The organism is Pseudomonas sp. PB101 (genome assembly GCF_009764265.1).
GTDB lineage: Bacteria > Pseudomonadota > Gammaproteobacteria > Pseudomonadales > Pseudomonadaceae > Aquipseudomonas.
Genome location: NZ_RWIR01000041.1, coordinates 1 through 21,158, shown reverse-complemented (window position 1 = coordinate 21,158; position 21,158 = coordinate 1). Strand labels below are relative to the sequence as shown.

22 protein-coding genes and 1 pseudogene are annotated in these 21,158 nt (G+C 58.6%); 17 read left to right on the top strand and 6 right to left on the bottom strand.

Features of this window, described 5'->3' with window-relative positions; genetic code table 11:
• Window positions 1-25 precede the first annotated feature (25 nt).
• The 4 genes from EI969_RS12185 to pcaG all read left to right on the top strand — a co-directional run bounded on the left by EI969_RS12185 (window position 26) and on the right by pcaG (window position 3,158).
• Window positions 26-538, top strand: a complete 513-nt coding sequence (locus EI969_RS12185) for a hypothetical protein (protein WP_160388026.1) — start codon at window positions 26-28, stop codon at window positions 536-538.
• 229 nt (window positions 539-767) lie between these two features.
• Complete coding sequence (gene pcaQ, locus EI969_RS12180; RefSeq protein WP_150700821.1) at window positions 768-1,697, top strand: pca operon transcription factor PcaQ; 930 nt, start codon at window positions 768-770, stop codon at window positions 1,695-1,697.
• A gap of 126 nt (window positions 1,698-1,823) precedes the next feature.
• Entirely contained in the window at window positions 1,824-2,543 is a 720-nt protein-coding gene (gene pcaH, locus EI969_RS12175) for a protocatechuate 3,4-dioxygenase subunit beta (RefSeq protein ID WP_160388025.1), read from the top strand.
• Between the two features lie 12 nt (window positions 2,544-2,555).
• Window positions 2,556-3,158: a protocatechuate 3,4-dioxygenase subunit alpha gene (pcaG, locus tag EI969_RS12170; protein WP_160388024.1), complete on the top strand. Its 603-nt coding sequence runs from the start codon at window positions 2,556-2,558 to the stop codon at window positions 3,156-3,158.
• A gap of 54 nt (window positions 3,159-3,212) precedes the next feature.
• Here pcaG and EI969_RS12165 read toward each other — a convergent pair whose 3' ends face one another.
• Window positions 3,213-4,604, bottom strand: a complete 1,392-nt coding sequence (locus EI969_RS12165; protein WP_160388023.1) for an MFS transporter — start codon at window positions 4,602-4,604, stop codon at window positions 3,213-3,215.
• A 77-nt stretch (window positions 4,605-4,681) separates the two neighbouring features.
• Window positions 4,682-5,566 carry a LysR family transcriptional regulator gene (locus EI969_RS12160; RefSeq protein WP_160388022.1) on the bottom strand — a complete coding sequence of 295 codons (885 nt, stop codon included), beginning with the start codon at window positions 5,564-5,566 and terminating at the stop codon, window positions 4,682-4,684.
• 165 nt (window positions 5,567-5,731) lie between these two features.
• On the opposite strand from EI969_RS12160, the gene EI969_RS12155 reads away from it, so the two are divergent.
• The 3 genes from EI969_RS12155 (at window position 5,732) to EI969_RS12145 (ending at window position 8,985) form a co-directional block, all read left to right on the top strand.
• Entirely contained in the window at window positions 5,732-7,087 is a 1,356-nt protein-coding gene (locus EI969_RS12155) for an MFS transporter (RefSeq protein WP_160388021.1), read from the top strand.
• A 15-nt stretch (window positions 7,088-7,102) separates the two neighbouring features.
• Window positions 7,103-7,558, top strand: a complete 456-nt coding sequence (locus EI969_RS12150) for a type II 3-dehydroquinate dehydratase (RefSeq protein WP_160388020.1) — start codon at window positions 7,103-7,105, stop codon at window positions 7,556-7,558.
• Window positions 7,559-7,689: 131 nt separating this feature from the next.
• Window positions 7,690-8,985 carry an OprD family porin gene (locus EI969_RS12145; protein ID WP_160388019.1) on the top strand — a complete coding sequence of 432 codons (1,296 nt, stop codon included), beginning with the start codon at window positions 7,690-7,692 and terminating at the stop codon, window positions 8,983-8,985.
• Window positions 8,986-9,078: 93 nt separating this feature from the next.
• Here the strand turns inward: EI969_RS12145 and EI969_RS12140 are convergent, their stop codons facing one another.
• Complete coding sequence (locus tag EI969_RS12140) at window positions 9,079-9,426, bottom strand: YciI family protein (protein WP_160388018.1); 348 nt, start codon at window positions 9,424-9,426, stop codon at window positions 9,079-9,081.
• Between the two features lie 178 nt (window positions 9,427-9,604).
• Here EI969_RS12140 and EI969_RS12135 point away from each other — a divergent pair, with 178 nt between their 5' ends.
• The 5 genes from EI969_RS12135 to EI969_RS12115 all read left to right on the top strand — a co-directional run bounded on the left by EI969_RS12135 (window position 9,605) and on the right by EI969_RS12115 (window position 14,288).
• Window positions 9,605-10,141 carry an AAA family ATPase gene (locus tag EI969_RS12135; RefSeq protein WP_160388017.1) on the top strand — a complete coding sequence of 179 codons (537 nt, stop codon included), beginning with the start codon at window positions 9,605-9,607 and terminating at the stop codon, window positions 10,139-10,141.
• Window positions 10,142-10,222: 81 nt separating this feature from the next.
• Window positions 10,223-10,771 (top strand): adenylate kinase, encoded by a 549-nt coding sequence (locus EI969_RS12130; protein WP_160388083.1) that lies wholly within the window; start codon window positions 10,223-10,225, stop codon window positions 10,769-10,771.
• Window positions 10,772-11,382: 611 nt separating this feature from the next.
• Entirely contained in the window at window positions 11,383-12,783 is a 1,401-nt protein-coding gene (gene gabP / locus EI969_RS12125; RefSeq protein WP_160388016.1) for a GABA permease, read from the top strand.
• Between the two features lie 176 nt (window positions 12,784-12,959).
• Window positions 12,960-13,766 carry a lytic transglycosylase domain-containing protein gene (locus tag EI969_RS12120; protein WP_160388015.1) on the top strand — a complete coding sequence of 269 codons (807 nt, stop codon included), beginning with the start codon at window positions 12,960-12,962 and terminating at the stop codon, window positions 13,764-13,766.
• Window positions 13,767-13,910: 144 nt separating this feature from the next.
• On the top strand, window positions 13,911-14,288 hold the full coding sequence (locus EI969_RS12115) for a c-type cytochrome (protein WP_160388014.1): 378 nt from the start codon (window positions 13,911-13,913) through the stop codon (window positions 14,286-14,288).
• On the opposite strand, the gene EI969_RS12110 is transcribed toward EI969_RS12115, so the two are convergent.
• Window positions 14,269-14,469, bottom strand: a complete 201-nt coding sequence (locus tag EI969_RS12110; protein WP_160388082.1) for a MerR family DNA-binding transcriptional regulator — start codon at window positions 14,467-14,469, stop codon at window positions 14,269-14,271. The genes EI969_RS12115 and EI969_RS12110 overlap by 20 nt on opposite strands.
• A 147-nt stretch (window positions 14,470-14,616) precedes the next feature.
• Between EI969_RS12110 and EI969_RS12105 the strand changes: the two genes are divergently transcribed.
• Both EI969_RS12105 and arsH read left to right on the top strand, forming a co-directional pair.
• Window positions 14,617-14,964 (top strand): metalloregulator ArsR/SmtB family transcription factor, encoded by a 348-nt coding sequence (locus tag EI969_RS12105; RefSeq protein WP_160388013.1) that lies wholly within the window; start codon window positions 14,617-14,619, stop codon window positions 14,962-14,964.
• Window positions 14,965-15,056: 92 nt separating this feature from the next.
• Entirely contained in the window at window positions 15,057-15,755 is a 699-nt protein-coding gene (gene arsH / locus EI969_RS12100; RefSeq protein WP_160388012.1) for an arsenical resistance protein ArsH, read from the top strand.
• A gap of 121 nt (window positions 15,756-15,876) precedes the next feature.
• Here arsH and EI969_RS12095 read toward each other — a convergent pair whose 3' ends face one another.
• Both EI969_RS12095 and EI969_RS12090 read right to left on the bottom strand, forming a co-directional pair.
• Window positions 15,877-17,010 carry an aminotransferase class V-fold PLP-dependent enzyme gene (locus tag EI969_RS12095; RefSeq protein WP_160388011.1) on the bottom strand — a complete coding sequence of 378 codons (1,134 nt, stop codon included), beginning with the start codon at window positions 17,008-17,010 and terminating at the stop codon, window positions 15,877-15,879.
• Window positions 17,011-17,114: 104 nt separating this feature from the next.
• Complete coding sequence (locus EI969_RS12090; RefSeq protein WP_160388010.1) at window positions 17,115-18,332, bottom strand: Xaa-Pro peptidase family protein; 1,218 nt, start codon at window positions 18,330-18,332, stop codon at window positions 17,115-17,117.
• A gap of 160 nt (window positions 18,333-18,492) precedes the next feature.
• Between EI969_RS12090 and EI969_RS12085 the strand changes: the two genes are divergently transcribed.
• From EI969_RS12085 to EI969_RS12075, 3 genes and pseudogenes are all read left to right on the top strand, one after another.
• The gene (locus EI969_RS12085) at window positions 18,493-19,059 is read left to right on the top strand and encodes a helix-turn-helix domain-containing protein (protein ID WP_160388009.1); all 567 of its coding nucleotides are present in this window, start codon (window positions 18,493-18,495) and stop codon (window positions 19,057-19,059) included.
• A gap of 265 nt (window positions 19,060-19,324) precedes the next feature.
• Window positions 19,325-20,926, top strand: a complete 1,602-nt coding sequence (locus EI969_RS12080) for an ABC transporter substrate-binding protein (RefSeq protein WP_160388008.1) — start codon at window positions 19,325-19,327, stop codon at window positions 20,924-20,926.
• Window positions 20,927-21,000: 74 nt separating this feature from the next.
• Window positions 21,001-21,158: pseudogene (locus EI969_RS12075) on the top strand (peptide ABC transporter permease); the annotation flags it as partial.

Genomic DNA, 21,158 nt, shown 5'->3' with positions numbered 1-21,158 from the left:
CGCTGTACTTTCTCAGGGGATCAATATGAAAGCTGTCATGCACACGATAAAAGAGGAAGCCCTCAAGGCAATCCCGCCAACCCTGTTCTTTTTTATCATCCTGCACATAGTCGCTTTCATTCGTGCGCTGATGATCAAGGGCACAGGTATTTCGATGCCGGTGTCCGCATCGGTGCTGATAGCCTCGCTGGTGCTCGGCAAATCTGTATTGGTTGCTGACATGTTGCCCTTCATCAACCGATTTCCGGAAAAACCGTTGATCTGGAACGTCAGCTGGAAGACGCTCATGTATGCCCTGGTCGCGCTTGTCGTTCATTACCTGGAACGGCTGTACGAATACTGGAAAGAAGCACACAGCTTCATGGATGCCAACACCCAGCTATGGACCTCCATGAACTGGCCGCAATTCTGGGCAGTGCAGATTTTGCTCATTACGTTGATATTCATGTATTGCGTCATTTCGGAACTGGCACGTGCCTTGGGGCATGATCGCTTGAAAAAAATGTTCCTGGGTCCACTTCCTCCCCCTATAAACTGAAGTCCGAAAAGTATCCGAAACTAATCTCGGCCAATTTTCGCTGACAGAGACATGCAGCACTCGGCTGAATGTTGCCTGCTACCTCCGTCCGCTTTGGGCTTTAGCCGTCACTCATAACCCGACGGGCAACATCAAACGCAAAAAAATATTCCACGCAGTACCCTACAACTGCCCAAACTCATCGCAATCAACAACAATAGACCCCACACAAAAAACGCAGAGCAGCCGATTGAATATCGATACCCGAATCAAATTCCGTCATCTGGTGTGTTTTCTCGAAGTGGCGCGCCAGGGCAGTCTGGCGCGTGCTTGCGACACGTTGGCCATCAGCCAGCCGGCGCTTTCCAAAACGCTCAAAGAGCTGGAGTCCCTGCTGCAAGCCACGCTGTTTGAACGCGGTAAAAAGGGTTCGACGCTGACCGAGGCCGGGGTGGCCTTTTTGCGTTATGCAGGGCCGAGCGTGCAGTCGTTGCGCGAAGGGGTTAACAGCTTGCGCTCCGGGGCGCATGAGCCGATTACTGTTCAGCTCGGGGCGCTGTCTACGGTCGAAAGCCTGTTGGTGCCTGAGGTGGTCGCCCGTCTGCACCAGCGACATCCGGCGTTGGTGGTCAGTGTTGTGACCGGGCCGAGTGCCTATTTGCTGTCCCGATTGCGGGTCGGGGAACTGGATCTGGTGGTGGGCAGAATGACCGATAGCCCAGCGATTCTCGGGCTGGCGTTCGAACATCTCTACAGCGAATCCATGACCCTGGTGGTGCGTAACGGCCATCCCTTGCTGGCTGATCCACTGGGGCATAAAAACCTCGAAGACTATCCGCTGGTACTGCCGTCGGCAGGGACGACGATCCGCAAATTCGCCGACAGTCTGTTTGTGCAGCACGGGATAACGCCCTCACGGCAACGCCTGGAAACCCTTTCGGTGGCCCTGAGCCGACGTTACGTGCAATGCAGTCAGGCCGTCTGGGTTGCGCCTTTTGATGCGGTCAGACTGGATTTGAGGCAAGGCGATTTGGTGGAACTGGATCTGGGGATGCGTGAACCTGGCGGCTCAGTGGGGCTCTGCACCAACCCTGTGTTGCCCGTGACCACGGCGGCCCAGTGGTGCGTAGAAGCACTGCGCGAGGTCGGAGAGGAATATCGCGAGGGAACATATCCATAACCATTTGGATATGGATCAAGTCGGTTTTTTCAATTTTTGGTTGGGCCGCACAAGCGGAAACTGGGTGTCACGTCGCTGCCAACGCAGCGCCCGCCTCCGTCCAACCATAAGAACAGGAAAAACGACATGTCTGATGCGCACGACAGCCGCTTCGTCATTCGTGACCGTAATTGGCATCCCAAAGCCCTGACGCCCGACTACAAGACCTCCATCCTGCGATCCCCACGCCAGGCCTTGGTAAGCATCCCCCAGTCCGTCTCGGAAAGCAGTGGCCCGGATTTTTCTCACCTGAAGATGGGCCAGTACGACAACGACCTGCTGCTGAACTTCAACCACGGCGGCCTGCCCGTCGGCGAACGCATCATCGTTGCCGGTCGTGTCTGTGATCAGTACGGCAAGCCAATTCCCCACACTCTGGTGGAGATGTGGCAGGCCAATGCCGGTGGCCGCTACCGCCATAAAAAAGACAGTTACCTGGCCCCTCTCGATCCGAATTTCGGCGGCGTCGGCCGTGCCTTGACGGACCGCGATGGCAACTACAGTTTCCGCACCGTCAAACCCGGTCCCTACCCATGGCGCAATGGTCCCAACGATTGGCGGCCGGCGCATATCCATGTGTCCATCAGTGGCCCGTCGATTGCCACGCGCTTGATTACCCAGTTGTATTTCGAAGGCGATCCGTTGATCCCCATGTGCCCGATCGTCAAGTCGATCGCCAATCAGGAAGCGGTGCATAGCCTGATCGCCAAGCTTGATATGAGCATGGCCAATCCTATGGATTGCCTGGCGTATCGCTTTGATATCGTCCTGCGCGGTCAGCGCAAAACCCACTTCGAAAACCGCTGAGGAGGCCTGCACATGCCCATTCAACTTCTGCCCGAAACGCCATCGCAAACCGCCGGCCCCTATGTTCATATCGGACTGGCACTGGAGGCAGCCGGCAACGCGCCACGCGAACAGGAGATCTGGAACCGGATGGCAAAACCTGGAGCGCCAGGCGAGCACATCCTATTGACGGGCCACGTTTATGACGGTAACGGCCACTTGATTCGCGATGCGTTTCTGGAGTTCTGGCAGGCCAATCACGACGGTCTCTACGACAGTGGTTTCGATCTGGAAAAACCCTTCAACTGCTTCGGCCGTACCGCCACGACCGATGTCGGCGAATGGACGATCAATACTGTGAAGCCGGGCGTGGTGAAAAACGCATCGGGCGTTCCCATGGCCGCGCACATCAACGTCTCGCTGTTTGCCCGGGGCATCAACATTCACTTGCAGACGCGACTGTATTTCGACGACGAACCCGAGGCGAATGCCGTGGATCCCGTGTTGAATCTGATCGAACAACCCCATCGACGCGAATCCTTGGTAGCCAAGCGCTGCACGGTCGACGGTAAGCTGGCCTACCGTTTCGATATACATGTACAAGGCGCATCGGAAACCGTGTTCTTCGACTTCTAAACGAGTGGGCCGGGTGTTGAGACTTTCGCGCTCAACACCCGGCCCTGCGTTTTCTCATGCCCGCTGCAAGACCGACTCGCCCGCTTTCGGCGGCAATCGCAGGTTGTCCAGCAGTGCAATCGCACCAATCGCCGCCACACACAGGAACGCCAGCTGAAAGTCCCCCGTCGCCGCTTGCCCGGTATTGCCATGGATGCTCATGGCCAGGCGCAACAGCAACGCGCCCACGGCAACCCCCATTGCCATGCTCAATTGGAAGAACATGCTGAACAGGGTTGAAGCATCGCTCATCTGCTCTTTGGGCACGTCCGCAAATCCCAATGTGTTGAAAGCGGTGAACTGCATCGAGCGGGACAAGCCACCGACAAACAAAATCACCAGGATAAGCGCCCTGCTCATCTGTTCATCGAGCAAGGCGCAGGCTGCAATCGCCATAACGCCAAGGACACCATTGACCATCAACACCGGGCGAAAACCCCAGCGTTGCATCACCGCTGTGGTGAACGGTTTCATCGCCAGATTGCCTGCAAAGACTGCCAGCACCAACAAGCCCGCATCCAACGCGCAAAGACCAAAGGCCAGTTGAAACATCAGCGGCAGGAGAAACGGCAAGGCGCTGATGGCGATCCGAAAAATCGACCCGCCGCACAGGCACACGCTGAAAGTACGGATACCCAAAACACCCAGCGCCAGCAACGGCTGCGCATGTCGACGCATATGCCGCCATGCCAGCACGCCGAGCACCAGACCTGCACCACTGAGTAGCAGTGCGTGGAGCAGATTGGCCTGGCCCTGCCCCAGCATCTCTACGCCAAACAGCAACGCGGCACTGGCACTGCCCGCCAGCAGAAAACCACTGAAATCGAAGGTTCGCGGGACGACGTTTTCTTGCTTGGGAATCAGGCAGAGCGCGGCCACCAACGCCAGCACGCCCAACGGCAAATTGAGGTAGAAAATCCACGGCCAGGAAGCGTGGGTGACGATGAAACCGCCCAAGGGCGGGCCGAGCACCGGCGCCACCAGACCGGGCCAGGTAATGAAGGATATCGCCCGCACGAGGTCTTTCTTCTCGGTGCTGCGAAGCACGGCCAGGCGCCCGACCGGGACCATCATCGCGCCGCTGATCCCTTGCAGCACGCGGGCTGCGACAAAGGTTTCGAGGCTGCCACTCATTGCGCACATCAGCGAGGACAGGCTGAACAGCACGATCGCCGAACTGAAGACCAGCCGTGAGCCAAAGCGATCCGCCAACCAGCCGCTGATGGGGATGAACACCGCCACCGCGAGCATGTAGACGCTCATCCCGATGTTCACATCCACCACCGGCACGCCAAACGTTTTGGCCATGTCCGGCAGCGCCGTGGCGATCACGGTGGCATCAAGGTTCTCCATGAAAAACGTGACGGCGACCAACAGGGCAATCCACATCGAACGGCGTTGAGACATAGGTCATCCCTGTTGAGTCAAGACTTCGACTGCCACTTTACTATCGACAGAGGCGCGCATCATCGGACGGATCGCGATCATCCCCATCCATGTGCCTCCTCGATGAAGTGCAGCACCGCACTGGAACGCTCATCGATGCGTGAAATCAGCGACAGTTCACTGACCATTTCCGGCTGAACCAGCGGCACAATGCGGATGCCGGGCATGGTCAGCCGGGTCATCGTTTCCGGCACGATGCTCAGGCCGATACCCGCAGCCACCAACCCGGGGATGCTCATCAGTGACGGCACATGCATGATGTTCTCGGGGTGCAACTGGTTTTGCCGGCACGCCTGAAGGGTGTGCGACGTCAGGCCGATGCCGGCACTGTCCTGCAAAAACACAAATTTCTCGTGGCGCAGCGTCGCCAGTTCTCCGGTGAAGCAGTCGGCCAGTTCATGGTTGTCCGGGATCAGTAAAACCAGCCTCGATTGACTGAAGTGATGGGTGCGCAGACGATCCGGCAGGTGATCCTTGAACACCCTGGCGAAGGCCAGGTCCAGTTTGTGGTCCAGCAACATATCGAACTGCGCGCGGATCCCCGCGTCCACCAGCGACACTTTGACTTCGGGGAACGTGCTGAAGTAATGCCGCAGCAATTGCGGCAGGTTGGCCTCGAACAACGCTGAGTGGTAGCCGATGTTGATCTCGCCCACCTCGCCGCGCCGAGCACGCCGGGCGGCGGCAATCGCCAGTTCGCTGGACTCGATTGACTGCCGCGCATGGGGCAAAAACGCCTCACCGGCCGCGGTCAACGCGACACCGCGGTTTTCCCGGCGGAACAATGCCAGCCCCAGTTCGGACTCAAGCGTACGCATCAATTGGCTCAGCGCCGGTTGCGCAATACCCAGTTGTTCCGCTGCCCGACTGAAGTGCTGCAAGTCGGCGGCGACCACAAAGGCTTTCAGGTGACGCAGTTCCATGAACCCTACCTATAAGGCCAGCTTATCTATTTGTCTGGATTTCGATAATTATTCTGCGCACGGGATGCGCTAATGTCTACTCACTTCGACGCTTCCTGCCCGCGCCTATGCCGAACGGAACCGCAGGGGTAACCCGTAACCATAAAAACAATGACGAGCACCTCAATGAGCACAACCAGTCACGAGACTCATGATTTGCGCATGCCTCGCAAAGCGGTGACCGCCGCGACCATTGGCACTGCCCTGGAATGGTTTGACTTCACCCTGTATGGCGCGGTGTCTGCGACCATTCTGCCCAAGCTGTTTTTCCCGGCCATGGAGCCGACGGCCGGCCTGCTCGCCTCGCTGGCCACCTTTGGCGTGGGCCTTGCCGCTCGCCCCTTGGGCGCCATTACCTGTGGCTACCTCGGCGACAAACTGGGCCGCCGCAACCTGATGCTCGCCACCGTCACCCTGATGGGTCTGGCCTCGGTGCTGATGGGGCTGCTGCCGACTTATGGTCAGGTGGGTGTCTGGGCGCCGATCCTGTTGGTACTGCTGCGGATCATTCAGGGCTTCGCGTTGGGCGGTGAGTCCACCGGGGCGCAGCTGATGGCGCTGGAGCACGCCACACCCGACCGCCGCGGGCGTTATTCCGGCATGCTCGGATTGTGCTCACCATTGAGTCAGATATTGGCCAACGGGGTGCTGATGGGCCTGGCAGCAACCCTTTCAAGCGAGCGGTTCGAAAGCTTTGGCTGGCGAATCCCGTTCCTGATGAGTTTCGTACTGGTGGTGGTTGCGATCTACATCCGCCTGAAAGTCGATGAAACCCCAGCCTTCGTCGCGCTGAAAAAGACCCCGGTCAAGCAGGAAAAAAGTCCGCTCAAATCCGCCGTGGGCAGCCACTACAAGACCATCCTGCGCCTGATGTTTTTCTTCTGCTCCCCCGCTGCGCTGTTCTACCTGATCGTGATTTTCTCCCTCAGCTACCTGACCAAGCACTTGGGCTTCAGCCAGTCGACAGGCTTTATGTCGCTGATGGTGGCGAACATGTGCGCAATCTTCGGTGCACTGGCCGGTGGTTATCTGTCCGATCGTTGGGGGCGTAAAAAGGCGCTGGCGTTTGGTTCGTGCATGACCTTGCTGATCCTGTTCGTCTACTTCCCGATTCTCAACACGCTGAACGTCGCCGCCATCATGGCAATCATGGGGCTGTTTTTGGGCTTCACCCAGTTTCAAAGCGGCATCCAGCCGGTGGCATTTGCCGAAGCCTTCCCGACCCAGGTTCGTTACTCGGGCTCGGCACTGGCCTACACCGGCGCCAACCTGGTGATTGGCGGTCCGATGCCGATGATCGCGGTTTACCTGATGAGTCAGTCGAACAACTCGCCGTGGCCTCTGGTGACGCTGTGCGCCGTGATCAACCTGATCTCGCTGGCCATGATCCTGATCGGCCCGGAAACCCGCGGCATCGACCTGAACGCCGTCGCAGCACCTGACGCGGACGCGACTGCCGCTCCAGCCCTTCTTTCCAAATAACGCAACAGGACGATCATGAACCGCACCGTCTTCATCCTTAACGGCCCTAACTTGAACCTGCTGGGTCGTCGTGAGCCGCACATCTATGGCCACACAACGCTCGATCAGATTCGTCAACGCAGTGAACGGCTGGCCGAGGAACTTGACCTGGTTTGCGACTTTCGCCAGACCAACCACGAAGGCGTGATGGTCGACTGGATTCAAGAAGCCTTCGAGCAAGGCGCAGCCTTGATCATCAACCCGGCCGGCTTGTCGTTTCATTCGATTCCGGTGCTCGATGCCCTGAAGCTGCTCAGCACACCGCTGATTGAGCTGCATCTGTCGAACATCCATGCACGGGATGAGCTGCATCGTCATTCCATCATGTCTGGCGCGGCCAATGCGGTGATCTGCGGCATGGGCGCCGACGGCTACCCGCTGGCAATCAGGGCCATCGACGACTTGCTGCGTCGTCAAGTAACCAACAGCTGACACCCCTCTTCGCTCAACGCTGACTCGGCGGTCCCTCGGCAGATGCTTGCCAGGGCCGCCTGCGCCTGAAATTCAGTCGCCAACTGTAAAAAAACGCCAAAAAAATAATAATTCACAGCGAGATCCCCCTCATGCATCACTCTGTTTTTCGCCGTAACGTTCCCGCGCATTACGCATTGATCGGCCTGACCGCAGCACTCGGTGCCGGCCTGGCAACGGCCGTTCATGCCGATGAAAATAGCGGCTTTCTCGAGGGCGCTACCAGCACGCTCAACCTGCGCAACGCTTACATCAACCGCAACTTCGTCAACCCCGCCTACCCGCGTCCAGCCGCACCACAAGGCAAAGCTGAAGAGTGGACGCAAAACTTCATCCTCGATACCCGTTCCGGATATACCCAAGGTCCGATAGGGTTCGGCGTTGATGTGCTGGGGCTTTATTCGCAGAAGCTCGACGGGGGCAAAGGCACGGGCGGCACGCAACTGCTGCCGATCCATGACGATGGGCGTCCAGCGGACAACTTTGGACGGCTAGGCGTTGCCGCCAAGGCCAAGGTTTCAAAAACGGTGGTGAAAGTCGGCGAATGGGTCAGCACGCTGCCGATTCTCCGTTCTGATGACGGCCGTTCGTTGCCGCAGACCTTTCGTGGTGCGCAGATCACTTCCCAGGAGATCGGCGGGTTGACCTTGTATGGCGGTCAAATCAGGCAAAACAGCCCGCGCAACGATGCCAGCATGGAAGACATGTCCATGAACGGCAAAGCGGCGTTCACCTCTGACCGTTTCAACTTCGGCGGCGGCGAATACACGTTCAACGAAAAGCGCACTACCGTTGGACTCTGGTACGACGAACTTCAAGACATCTACCAGCAACAATACTTCAGCCTCAATCACAGCCAACCGGTGGGCGACTGGACATTGGGCGCCAACATGGGCTACTTCGTTGGCAAGGAAAACGGTGCCAGCCTGGCCGGCGATATGGACAACAAGACCGCTTTCGGTTTGTTCTCCGCAAAACTGGGGGGCAACACCTTTTATGTCGGCTTGCAAAAGCTCACCGGCGATACCGCGTGGATGCGGGTTAACGGTGCCAGTGGCGGCACGTTGGCGAACGACAGCTACAACTCCAGTTTCGATAACGCGCAGGAACGCTCCTGGCAGGTTCGTCACGACTTCAATTTCGCAACCGTCGGTGTCCCGGGGTTGACGATGATGAACCGCTACTTGAGCGGCGATAACGTGCACACGGGCGCTATCACGGATGGCAAGGAATGGGGCCGCGAATCGGAACTGGCGTATGTGATTCAGTCTGGCACCCTGAAAAACCTGAGCGTCAAATGGCGCAACTCCAGCATCCGAAGAGACTTCAGCACCAACGAGTTTGACGAGAACCGGCTGTTCATCAGTTACCCGATTTCGTTGCTGTAATTCGAATCACATCGTTATCGCGAAGGAACTCGCGTGATCTGAAAGTGGGGACGTAGACGAATCGCTTTGTCGAGTCCCCATTACGTTAACCCTTCACGCCAAAGACCGCGGGTCGAACCCGAAGACGCGTAACTCCTGATCACAACGACAGGCCTTCGCGAGGCGCGCGGCCCACGCGACCGCCTCTACGCGTGAAGGCAGTTCGAGCACAGTGAAGCCGCCATCGAGCGTGGGCGCCCACGGATAGCCGCCCTCGGCTACTGCACCATCTGCTGCGACGAGGACAGGGGGTACGCCTTCGTCGATCCCCCCACCGAAGACGTAGACGCCGGCGGCTTTCGCCTCTTCGATTACGGCGTGTGCGTCGTGCCCTACTGCCTCCAACTCGCCTTTGGGCACAACCATCGCGGCGCTTGGAAAGGAGATCAGGTACTTGGCCATGGCATTAATCCTTTGGAGATTGATATCAGACGTGGAGCGAGTGTGCGGCGACCGTATTGCGCCTACCAACAAATAGCACAGCATAAAAAACATTCCTGAGTTGCAGGCGCCCATAAGCCTTTGACTGATCCTCCAAAGACTGCACAATTGCCGGCTTTTTTCGCGACAGGACGTCTCCATGCAACGGATTGTAATTTTGGGTAATGCCGGCAGCGGCAAATCGACGCTCGCCCGCGCCCTCGACAAACGCCTTGGCTTGCCCGTGGTGCACTTGGACAAACTGTTCTGGGAGCCCGGTTGGGTCGAACCCGACGCCGAGCAGTTCCGCACACGGGTCACCGAAGCGATCACTGCTGATGCCTGGGTTTGTGAAGGCAACTATGCGCGGCGTACCTTTGATCTTCGCTTACCCCGTGCCGATCTGATTATCTGGCTCGACACACCGCGACTCACCTGTTTCACCAGGGTGATCCTGCGCAGTGTCATGAACCGTCCTCGCGCTGACCTTGCAGCCGGTTGCTCAGAGAAGCTTGATCGGGAATTCCTGACTTTCCTGAAATTCGTATGGAATTTTGATCGCGGCTACCGTCCTGGCATCGAGGCGGTGCGCTTGGCCATAGGTCCGCAGATTCCTACGCTGCACTTGCGCAGTAGCCGGCAGATCGCCGAGTTTCTCAATAGCTTGCCCGCCGCGCCTGAAGCCTGTCTTGAGTAGATCAGTCGTTCGCAGGACGATGATCCATCGGCACGGATCTCTCGCGAACCTTGAAACCGATTTGTATTCATGGAGGAAAAATTGCGGATTTACATTACTGGTGCATCGTGTGCAGGCGTGACCACGTTGGGTCAAAACCTCGCAACTCTGCTCGGCGTACGACACGTCGATGTCGATGATTATTTCTGGATGCCCACCAACCCGCCTTTTACGACTAAGCGCCCTTCCGGTGAGCGTGTGTCAATGATCCAGCAAACATTCGGCGACGAAGACTGGGTGCTGACCGGTTCTTGTATGGGGTGGGGAGAAGCGCTGATTGCCTCTGTTGATCTGATTGTGTTCGTTGTGACACCAACTCCTGTTCGCCTAGAGCGACTGGCCAGGCGTGAAAAGGAACGTTTTGGCGATCGCATAGCGCCTGGAGGGGGCATGCATGGGATACATGTGGCCTTTAGGGAATGGGCCTCGCAGTATGATGATCCGAACTTCTCAGGACGCAACCGAGCGTGGCACGAGGCGTGGCTATCAGAGCAAACGGCGTCAGTCTTGCGCATCGACGGGATGAACAGTGCTGAAAAAATGGTTGCGGGTGTAATTCATGCGTTGTCGCAAGACTCGCAACAGCCCTGAACCAGGATGCGATTGGCACGGTGATCAACGCAGTTTAATGATGTTTGCTTTGGGTCGATTGCAGTCTGTAGTGACAGGCAGCGATCGGCCAAGAGCTGACCTTCAGCGATGCTACTCTTGACCTCAGGCTACTACCTAACCCTTCCATCGAGCTGACATGCGCCGACTAGCCAGGGCATGCAGCTCGTGTCAAACGTCGTCACATCCGAAAGGCCAGGTACGGTCAGAACAGCAGCCCCCGCAAGCATACGCAGCTCGACGTCCGCGCGACCCCACCCTTTAACTGATCAACATCCAGCCCTCGCAGAATCCTCAACAAAACACAATGCCTGCGCCAGGCCATTTCATGACTTATTGGTGCTCATCGTGAACACTGAATCTGCAGGTGTCGATATCAGACAAGGAGGTGACGCGAACAGGTAACTGAATCGTCGGGCAGGCCGGGTAAGGTGGCGCATCTTTTCATCCTAAATAACCACATCGCGATGATGGGTTTGATAAGAACTGCAGCGTTTGAAGGGTCCCTCTTGCAGGAATCCCGGCAGGCAACAGTGATGACCCGTTGCCCCTGCCAACTCGCTTAAATGTCGATCAGCAGAGAAAAAAAACCAATGATTAGCCCGAGCTCCAAGGATTCGAGTGGCCAATTGGCGCAGGGCTTCAAGCCTCGTCACGTAACGATGCTGTCAATCGCCGGTATTATCGGCGCCGGTTTGTTCGTTGGCTCGGGACATGCCATTGCAGCCGCCGGCCCAGCAGTCCTCCTGGCCTATCTGTTTTCAGGCTTGCTCGTCGTTCTGGTCATGCGCATGCTCGGTGAAATGGCGGTGGCCAACCCGGACACCGGCTCGTTCTCGACCTATGCCGACCAGGCAATCGGCCGTTGGGCGGGCTTCACCATCGGTTGGCTCTATTGGTGGTTCTGGGTGCTGGTGATTCCCATCGAAGCACTGGCCGCAGGTCATGTGTTGAATCAGTGGTTTCCCGGGATCGATGCCTGGCTGTTCGCTTTGGTGTCGATCATTGCATTGGTGGTGACCAACCTGTTCAGCGTGTCCAAATATGGTGAATTCGAGTTCTGGTTCGCGATGGCCAAGGTCGTGGCGATCATCGGTTTCATCGGCGTGGGTTTTGCCGTGCTGATGGGCTGGGTGCCCGAACGGGAAGTCAGCGGCTTGAGCGGCCTGATGGCCGAACACGGCGGGTTCGCCCCCAACGGCCTGTCGGCGGTGGTGGGCGCCTTCATCACCATCATGTTCAGCTTCATCGGGACCGAGGCCGTGACCATCGCCGCCGCCGAATCCGACAATCCCTCGCAGAACATTGCCAAGGCCACGCGCTCGGTGATCTGGCGCATCGGCGTGTTCTACCTGTTGTCGATTTTCGTGGTCATCTCCGTGGTGCCCTGGAACGATCCGCTGCTCGCCCAGGTCGGCTCCTACCAGCGGGCACTGGAAATCATGAACATTCCCCACGCCAAGTTCATGGTCGACGTGGTGGTGCTGATCGCCGTGGCCAGTTGCATGAATTCCTCGATCTACATCGCTTCGCGCATGTTGTATTCGCTGGGCCGTCGTGGCGATGCGCCGAAGGCGTTGAAGGCAACGTCCTCCGAAGGCGTGCCGCGGGCGGCCGTCATCGCCAGCACCGTGCTGGGCGCGGCGATCACCGTGTGGAGCTACTTCATGCCCGCCGGGCTGTTTGACTTCCTGCTGGCCAGCTCCGGCGCCATTGCCCTGCTGGTGTACCTGGCCATTGCGGTGTCACAGCTGCGCATGCGCCGGATGTTGCGTCGGCAGAACGTCGAGCTGACCTTTCGCATGTGGTTGTTTCCATGGCTGACGTGGCTGGTGATCGTGTTCATTTGCGCAGCGCTGGCGGTCATGATGATCACCCCGGAGCACCGTACCGAAGTGAGCACGACCATTGGCCTGGCGCTGGCAATTTCCTTTATTGGCCTGGTGACGTCGCGTCACCCTGCGCAGGCTGCGAGGGTGACCTCCGCGGGATAAAAACACGGCGGCATTTGCGCCGAACCTGGCCCGTACGTCAACGTAAGTTCCACGGCCGGTTACAAGGGGTATAACTATCAGAACAAAAGGCGCATCACCCGGAACAGGCTCTCCAAAGGCAGCGCCCGGGCCAGGCGCCCCAGACCTGATCGGCGCCTGCGGCGCGGAGCGATGTGATGAGTTCCAGAGCATGGCAATGGGCTCGCAAGAGCCTTCCTGGCAGCATCGGACTGGCATTGCTGGTCGCGCCACTGTGCGCCAGCGCCACGTTCAAGTGCCAGGCCATGGACGGAGCCATCAGCTACACCAGCCAGGCCATCGCCAACGCCCGCTGCACCCGCCTGAATGACATCGCGGGTGCCGCTGGCGGCGCCAAGGCACAGGCCCTGCCACGGGTTGTGCAGGCCGACGACTCAGGCGCGGTGCGGGTCCGGGTGTTCACCTTCATCCACAAGGGTAAACGTCAATATGTGAGCCGGCGCCCCGTCGGGATCTCCGCGCGGGTCGATGTCCTTGAGCTCTACTACATCAAGGGCTGCTATCTGTGCATGGCGCCGAAGGATTTCAAGGTCACCGCACTGCGCCTGGACACCCATTCCTATCGGCAGGAGATCGAGGCCGCTTCGGGTCATTATGGTGTCGACAAGGCGCTGGTCCGCGCAGTGATACATGCCGAATCGGCGTTTCGCCCCAACGCCATTTCCGAAGCCGGCGCCCAGGGGCTGATGCAGTTGATGCCCGCCACCGCCGAACGCTTCGCCGTGGACAACCCGTTCGACGCACGACAGAACATTCGTGGCGGCGTGCGCTACCTGGCCTGGCTGCTCAAGCGCTTCAACGGCAACCAGATGCTGGCGTTGGCAGGTTACAACGCCGGCGAAGCGTCCGTGGTCGAACACAATGGGGTGCCTCCCTACGCCGAGACGCAATCCTACGTCACCCTCGTGCAGTCCTTGACCGAACGCTATCGCAACCAGCGCTAGTACCGTAGGGCGGCATAACCCGGAACAGGTAATACGCCGGGCGGGCATCAGAAATGACTGTGAGTGCCAACGCGCTGGCTGATATCTTTCCCGCGCTCCAAATCGCGTCCAATCAACGCTGATCCCATCAAGGAAGATAAAAAAATGAAAACATTATTCATCGTTACGCTAGGAATTTTATCGCTGACTCAAACATCACTATCCTTCGCGGATAATGCCAATGGAAAAAACCTCTATCTACAGCGATGCAGCATGTGCCACGGAATGGATCTCAAGGCAACAGGACCACTGGCCAATAAAAGCAATCCGCCCACGCCTGATCTGACAACGTCCGCTTTCAAAAAACGATTGACTGATTATCCGGGCGTGATTGTGTCCTCGATAATACTTCGCCCAAATGGAGACCTGATTCCAAGAACCTTGCGTGAGAACGGTGTAAAGCTGTCGCCGCACTCATGGAGCATTCAAGATCTGCGCGATTTGAATCAATACATGGGCGGCGTCATTGCACAAAACCGATGATATTGAAAATGCCTGGTCCTGCGCTGTCACCTTCGATTGGCCTGACGCCAGCGCTTGACTCTGTCCCTTGGGGCAACCCGTAACTGCCATGGCGCTGAGGGGTCAGCAGGCCCAGTTGCTCATACAAATGAATGGCTTTGGGAGTGCACCCCGACAACCTGGCCAGTTCACCTATGTACATGTAACGCTCCTTCTGCTTACACAGAATTTTGTTGTGTTGCATCGACCGGTTGAATCCACAGCCAAAAGCAGACAGTCGTCAAATTTTCTTCTTGCTCAAAACATATGGATATCCGTATATTCGATTTTCCATATGTGAGGAGCTTACATGATCACGCCTCCAGAAATCTTCAAGAGCCTGGCCGACGAAACCCGAGTTCGCGCCACCCTGTTGATCGCAGATCAGGGAGAGCTGTGTGTCTGCGAGCTGATGTGTGCTCTCGACGACAGCCAGCCAAAAATCAGCCGTCACCTGGCGCAATTGCGCAGCAACGGTTTGTTGCTGGATCGTCGCCAGGGCCAGTGGGTTTATTACCGGCTTGATCCAGAGCTGCCCGATTGGGTCCGCGACATTCTGCAAGTGGCGTCCAGGGCCAACGCCGATTGGCTTAAGGACAACGTCGGCCGCCTGCAAGACATGGATGGCCGCCCCGTGCGTGAAACAACCTGCTGCTGAACCCGCCCTCTTCAAACTGCCCCTCAATACTCTCAGTCGCGATGAGCTCAAAAACCGAGCTGGATCGAATTGGCGCTCCCTAAGGAGGATTCATGTCTCAACATCTCCCTAACCTCGATCTGACCCTGTTCGATAATGTGCAAGCGTCGACGCCGGATCATCACAGACCACGCATCCTGCTGCTCTACGGATCGACCCGCGAGCGCTCTTTCAGCCGCCTGCTGGTTGAAGAGGCCGCGCGCCTGCTGGAACACTTCGGTGCCGAAACACGCATCTTCAACCCTTGCGGTTTGCCGTTGCCGGACGATGTTCCGGTCGATCATCCCAAAGTGCAGGAGCTGCGCGATCTGGTGCTGTGGTCGGAAGGCCAGGTTTGGTGCTCGCCAGAACGCCATGGCGCGATGTCGGCGGTGTTCAAGGCACAGATCGACTGGGTTCCTCTGGAGCTCGGCGCGGTACGCCCGACCCAGGGCAAAACGCTGGCGGTGATGCAGGTATGTGGTGGCTCGCAGTCGTTCAACGTGGTCAATCAACTGCGAGTGCTGGGACGCTGGATGCGCATGTTCACCATCCCCAACCAATCCTCTGTGCCGAAGGCCTACATGGAATTCGACGAAGCAGGACGCATGAAACCATCACCGTTCTATGACCGCGTAGTCGATGTGATGGAAGAGCTGGTGAAGTTCACCGTGTTGCTGCGCGATCGGCAGGAATTCCTGGTGGATCGCTATTCCGAACGCAAGGAAAGCGCTGAGCAACTGATGGCACGTGTAAACCAACGTTCTATTTGAGAGCGGTCATTCAACGAATGTCTGCTCCTGGCCGACGTCTGCCTGTCATGCTGCCGCCGCGCACGTGTCAGCAAGACACGTGCGCGGGTTTTCCCTTGTGGTTCGAGGGCAGGATGAGGGCTCAGCTGACCATCACCTCGTCCAGTGCCTGCTCGAGGGTGCTGACCGTGCGCTCGATATTGTGCAGCTTTTCGAGCCCGAACAGACCGATGCGGAAAGTCTGGAAGTCGGCCGGCTCGTCGCATTGCAACGGCACTCCGGCGGCGATCTGCAGGCCTTGGTCGGCAAATTTCCTGCCGTTCTTGATGTCGGCATCATCGGTGTAGCTCACCACTACGCCTGGGGCCTGGAAGCCGGCGGCGGCCACGCTCTTGAAGCCTTTGCCGGTCAACATTGCGCGTACCCGATCGCCCAGGGCCTGTTGTTCGTCGCGGACCTTGTCGAAACCGTAGGCTTGCGTCTCGCTCATCACTTCGTTGAACCGCGCGAGGGAATCGCTGGGCATGGTCGCGTGGTAGGCATGTCCGCCCTGTTCGTAGGCTTGCATGATCTGCAGCCACTTTTTCAGGTCGCAGGCGAAGCTGCTGCTTTGCGTCTGTTCGATGCGCCCGAGGGCCAAAGCACTGAGCATCACCAGGGCGCAGCACGGGGAGGCGCTCCAGCCTTTCTGCGGTGCGCTGATCAGCAGGTCGACCGCGCATTTGTGCATATCGACCCAAATCGTGCCCGAGGCGATGCAGTCCAGCACGAACAGGCCACCCACCGCATGCACGGCGTCGCCGACGGCCCGCAGGTACTCGTCGGGCAGGATTATCCCGGATGAGGTTTCAACGTGGGGAGCGAAGACAATCTGCGGCCTCGAAGCCGCGATGGCTGCCAGCACTTCGTCCAGAGGAGGTGGTGCGTAGGCAGCCTGGCGACCCGTGTCGACCGGTCGGGCCTTGAGCACCGTGGTGGCCGCCGGGATGTTGCCCATCTCGAGGATCTGGCTCCAGCGATAACTGAACCAGCCGTTGCGTATCACCAGGCATTGCTGGCCGGTGGCAAACTGTCGCGCCACCGCTTCCATGCCGAATGTGCCGCTGCCCGGGACCACCGCAACGGCCTGGGCGTTGTAGACCTGTTTGAGGGTCGCGGAAATGTTCTTCATCACCGCTTGAAACGACTGCGACATGTGGTTGAGCGAGCGGTCGGTGTAGACCACTGAGTACTCGACCAGCCCCTCAGGATCGATACCGGGATATAGCTTTGACATGGGGTGACTCCTTTGGCAGAGATGTCAGTGGTATCGACCCTGCCCCAAACCTTGGCAAATGACAAGATTGCCCGGGATTGAATGACGACGCCTGTCGCCTGCCCTCAGGCCTCCAACCCGAACGGGTCGTCTACGCAATGGCTCGGTTGGGTAAACCAGCGCGGGCCAGTGGCGGTCATGTAGAAATGATCTTCCAGGCGAATGCCGAACTCGCCCGGCACACAAATCATCGGCTCATTGGAGAAGCACATGCCCTCGGCCAGCGGCGTCTGGTCACCACGCACCAGGTAAGGCCCTTCGTGAATGTCCAGGCCGATGCCATGTCCGGTGCGGTGCGGCAGGCCGGGCAACTGGTAGTCCGGGCCGAGACCGGCGGCTTCCAGGCCAAGCCGCGCGGCGGCATCCACCACCTGGCAGGGTTCGCCCAAGCGGGCGGCGTCGAAGGCGGCCAGTTGGGCGGCCTTTTCCAGATTCCACATGGCGCGCTGGCGGTCGCTGGGGGTGCCGAACACGTAACTGCGAGTGATATCCGACTGGTAGCCGTGGAGCAGGCAGCCCGTGTCGATCAGCACCATATCGCCGTCCTTGAGCACCTGTGCGTGCTTCACCCCATGGGGGAAGGCGCTGGCCTCGCCGAACAGCACGATGCAGAAGGTCGAACCCGGCGCACCCACCTTGCGGTGCGCCTCGCGGATGAACTCGGCAACCTCGGTGGTGCTGATGCCTGCGTGCAGGATGCTGGCGGCAGCCTTGTGCACTTGCAGGGTCATGTCTTTGGCGCGCTGCATCAGCGCCAGTTCAGTTGCGGATTTTTGATAGCGACACAGGTTTGTCACGCAAGAAGCGTCTACGAACGCGTAGCCCGATCCGAGGCGGCGGATGGCGTCGAACATGAAGAACGCCAGGGACGGGCACAGGCCCACCACGGCGTCGGCGGCGATGCCCATTCCAGCGAGCATGTCGAGCAGCAGGAGGTACGGACTCTCGTGCTCATGCCAACCATGGATAACCCCATCCACCTCGCGCAAGTCGCGGATGGTGCCCTCTTCGAAAGCCGGGGCGATATAGGCCAGCGGACCGTTGGCGGGCAGCACGGCGCCGACCATGCGTTCGCTCGGGCTCCACTTCACTCCGGTGAAGTAGTACAGGTTGCTGCCAGCGTTCAGGTAGAGGGCAGCGATGCCCTGCTCGAGCATCAGGCTCTGGGCCTTGGCAATGCGTGACTGGTATTCGTCGAGGCCGATGGGCTGCATGCCCGCGGTCATCTTCACCAGGCCGGCCAGCGCCTGTTGCGGAGTTTTGCCACCTACACCCACTGTCATCTCGTTCTCCCGAATTATGTTTTGGCACCCGAAATTTAAGTCAGGCTTAAATCATCGTCAACGCATATTTTCAGTGGTACTTAATTTCAATGAGGCGAAAAGCCTTTTCTGCAGTGCGCCGCCCGCTATACTGGCGCCTTTCAGAATACGAGCCACGCCAATGACCGTAGAACAGATCGGGGAACGGTTGCGCCGCCACCGCCGCGCCGCCAACAAGACCCTGAACCAGGTCGCCACTGAAACAGGCCTCACAGCCAGCTTCCTGTCCCAGGCGGAGCGTAACCTCACTGGCGTGTCCATCTCCTCGCTGGCGAGAATCGCAAGTGCCTTGGGCGTTCCGCTCAACACTCTGTTCGACCAGCCCGCCCAGCCCCAGCCCGACTCCCATCAGGGCCAGCGCGTGCGGTACTCCATCGGCAGCCAGCCGCTGGTCTACGAGCGTCTGTCCAGCAACTTCCCCGGCAACCTGATCAACGCGATGAAGATGACCATGGCGGTGGGCTACCAGTCCGAACTCATCTCCCACGAAGGCGCAGAGTTCACCTATGTGCTCTCCGGGCAAATCATCTACACCATCGAAGGCCACACCTACCCGCTCGGCCCGGGGGGATCGGTGCATTTCGACTCCACCAAGCAGCATTCCATCGCCAACTCCGGCGACGATGTTGCCGAAGTGCTGGTCGTCACCACCATGGGCGGCCTGCTCGACGACCACCCCACGGCCTGACCGTCCGCACTCAAAAAAGTAAGTACCACTGAATTTAAGTTGTATTTAATTTTAGAATCACTTAAGTTTTGCCTCGGCCGGTGGCGGCGCGAGCATCCCTCTTCCCCCCTTCAGCGCTAGCGCCCGAGCCAGGATGTCGGCCTTCGGCTCCCCGTTCGTAAATGACGGGCAGCCTGCAGTCCGTAAAGCCGCAGGATCAGGTGCATCCCCCCAGGAATGGACTACCTGATCTGCCGCCCTCAAAAATAACAACAATGAGGTTCGCATGCGCAAAAAGACCACGCTCAAGACCATGATTGCCGCCAGCCTGATCCTCGGCTCCGGCTTCACACACGCGGCCAGCAATCTGGTGTTCTGCTCCGAAGGCAGCCCGGCCGGTTTCGACCCCGGCCAATACACCACCGGGACCGACTTCGACGCCTCGGCCGAAACCGTGTTCAACCGTCTCTCGCAGTTCGAACGTGGCGGCACCAAGGTCATCCCGGGCCTGGCAACCAGTTGGGAGCTTTCTCCCGATGGCCTGAGCTACACCTTCCACCTGCGTGAAGGGGTCAAGTTCCACACCACCGACTACTTCAAGCCGACCCGCGACTTCAACGCCGACGACGTGCTGTTCACCTTCGACCGCATGCTCGACAAGGACATGCCGTTCCGCAAGGCCTACCCCACCGAATTCCCTTACTTCACCGACATGGGGATGAACGAAAACATCACCAAGGTCGAAAAAGTCGACGACCATACCGTCAAGTTCACCCTCAAGGGTGTCGACGCCGCCTTCATCCAGAACCTGGCCATGAGCTTCGCCTCGATCCAGTCGGCCGAATACGCCGGCCAGTTGCTCAAGGAAGGCAAGGCCCAGGACATCAACCAAAAGCCGATCGGCACGGGCCCGTTCGTGTTCAGCAAGTACCAGAAAGACGCCCAGATTCGCTACAAGGGCAACAAGGATTACTGGAAGCCTGAAGACGTGAAGATCGACAACCTGATCTTCGCCATCACCACCGATGCCTCGGTGCGCATGCAAAAACTGAAAAAGAACGAGTGCCAGATCACCTCCTTCCCGCGCCCGGCCGATATCAAGCCGCTGCAGGAAGACAAGCAGCTCAAGATGCCTAGTCAACCCGGCTTCAACCTTGGCTATATCGCCTACAACTTCACCCACAAGCCGTTCGACAAACTCGAAGTACGCCAGGCGCTGGACATGGCGGTAAACAAGAAAGCCATCATCGAAGCCGTTTACCAGGGCGCCGGCCAGTTGGCCGTCAACGGCCTGCCGCCGACCCAATGGTCCTACGACGAGACCATCAAGGACGCCGCCTACAACCCGGAGAAGGCCAAGGAATTGCTGAAGGCTGCAGGCGTGAAAGAAGGCACGCAAATCACCCTCTGGGCCATGCCGGTGCAGCGCCCCTACAACCCCAACGCCAGGCTGATGGCTGAAATGCTCCAGGCCGACTGGGCCAAAATCGGCATCAAGGCCAACATCGTCAGCTACGAATGGGGCGAGTACATCAAGCGCGCCCACGCCGGCGAGCACGACGCCATGCTGATCGGCTTCACTGGCGACAACGGTGACCCGGACAACTGGCTGGGCACCCTCTACAGCTGCAACGCGGTCAACGGCAACAACTTCTCCAAGTGGTGCGATGCTGGCTACGACAAGCTGGTGAACGCCGCCGAGGCCACCGCCGATGTGGAACAGCGCACCGCGCTGTACAAAGAAGCGCAGCATGTCCTCAAAGCGCAGGTGCCGATGACCCCGATCGCCCACTCCACGGTCTATCAGCCGATGCGCGCCAGTGTGCAGGACTTCCAGATCAGCCCCTTCGGACTCAGCAGCTTCTACGGCGTCCACAACGAACAGTGAGTGACAGGGGCCGCTCAAGCGGCCCCCGGCACGCAGACCGGCATTACAAAAACAATAACGAGTGATAAGCCCAAATGCTGAGTTTTATTACCCGCCGACTGGGGTTGTTGATCCCCACGTTTTTCGGCATCACCTTGCTGACATTCGCGTTGATTCGCATGATCCCTGGCGACCCCGTGGAAGTCATGATGGGCGAACGCAGAGTCGACCCCGAAATGCACGCTCAGGCAAT

Coding starts and splice junctions, on each gene's coding strand:
- EI969_RS12185 (WP_160388026.1), top strand. CDS start 26: ATGAAAGCTGTCATGCACACGATAAAAGAGGAAGCCCTCAAGGCAATC.
- pcaH (WP_160388025.1), top strand. CDS start 1,824: ATGTCTGATGCGCACGACAGCCGCTTCGTCATTCGTGACCGTAATTGG.
- pcaG (WP_160388024.1), top strand. CDS start 2,556: ATGCCCATTCAACTTCTGCCCGAAACGCCATCGCAAACCGCCGGCCCC.
- EI969_RS12165 (WP_160388023.1), bottom strand. CDS start 4,604: ATGTCTCAACGCCGTTCGATGTGGATTGCCCTGTTGGTCGCCGTCACG.
- EI969_RS12160 (WP_160388022.1), bottom strand. CDS start 5,566: ATGGAACTGCGTCACCTGAAAGCCTTTGTGGTCGCCGCCGACTTGCAG.
- EI969_RS12155 (WP_160388021.1), top strand. CDS start 5,732: ATGAGCACAACCAGTCACGAGACTCATGATTTGCGCATGCCTCGCAAA.
- EI969_RS12150 (WP_160388020.1), top strand. CDS start 7,103: ATGAACCGCACCGTCTTCATCCTTAACGGCCCTAACTTGAACCTGCTG.
- EI969_RS12145 (WP_160388019.1), top strand. CDS start 7,690: ATGCATCACTCTGTTTTTCGCCGTAACGTTCCCGCGCATTACGCATTG.
- EI969_RS12140 (WP_160388018.1), bottom strand. CDS start 9,426: ATGGCCAAGTACCTGATCTCCTTTCCAAGCGCCGCGATGGTTGTGCCC.
- EI969_RS12135 (WP_160388017.1), top strand. CDS start 9,605: ATGCAACGGATTGTAATTTTGGGTAATGCCGGCAGCGGCAAATCGACG.
- gabP (WP_160388016.1), top strand. CDS start 11,383: ATGATTAGCCCGAGCTCCAAGGATTCGAGTGGCCAATTGGCGCAGGGC.
- EI969_RS12120 (WP_160388015.1), top strand. CDS start 12,960: ATGAGTTCCAGAGCATGGCAATGGGCTCGCAAGAGCCTTCCTGGCAGC.
- EI969_RS12115 (WP_160388014.1), top strand. CDS start 13,911: ATGAAAACATTATTCATCGTTACGCTAGGAATTTTATCGCTGACTCAA.
- EI969_RS12110 (WP_160388082.1), bottom strand. CDS start 14,469: ATGTACATAGGTGAACTGGCCAGGTTGTCGGGGTGCACTCCCAAAGCC.
- EI969_RS12105 (WP_160388013.1), top strand. CDS start 14,617: ATGATCACGCCTCCAGAAATCTTCAAGAGCCTGGCCGACGAAACCCGA.
- arsH (WP_160388012.1), top strand. CDS start 15,057: ATGTCTCAACATCTCCCTAACCTCGATCTGACCCTGTTCGATAATGTG.
- EI969_RS12095 (WP_160388011.1), bottom strand. CDS start 17,010: ATGTCAAAGCTATATCCCGGTATCGATCCTGAGGGGCTGGTCGAGTAC.
- EI969_RS12090 (WP_160388010.1), bottom strand. CDS start 18,332: ATGACAGTGGGTGTAGGTGGCAAAACTCCGCAACAGGCGCTGGCCGGC.
- EI969_RS12085 (WP_160388009.1), top strand. CDS start 18,493: ATGACCGTAGAACAGATCGGGGAACGGTTGCGCCGCCACCGCCGCGCC.
- EI969_RS12080 (WP_160388008.1), top strand. CDS start 19,325: ATGCGCAAAAAGACCACGCTCAAGACCATGATTGCCGCCAGCCTGATC.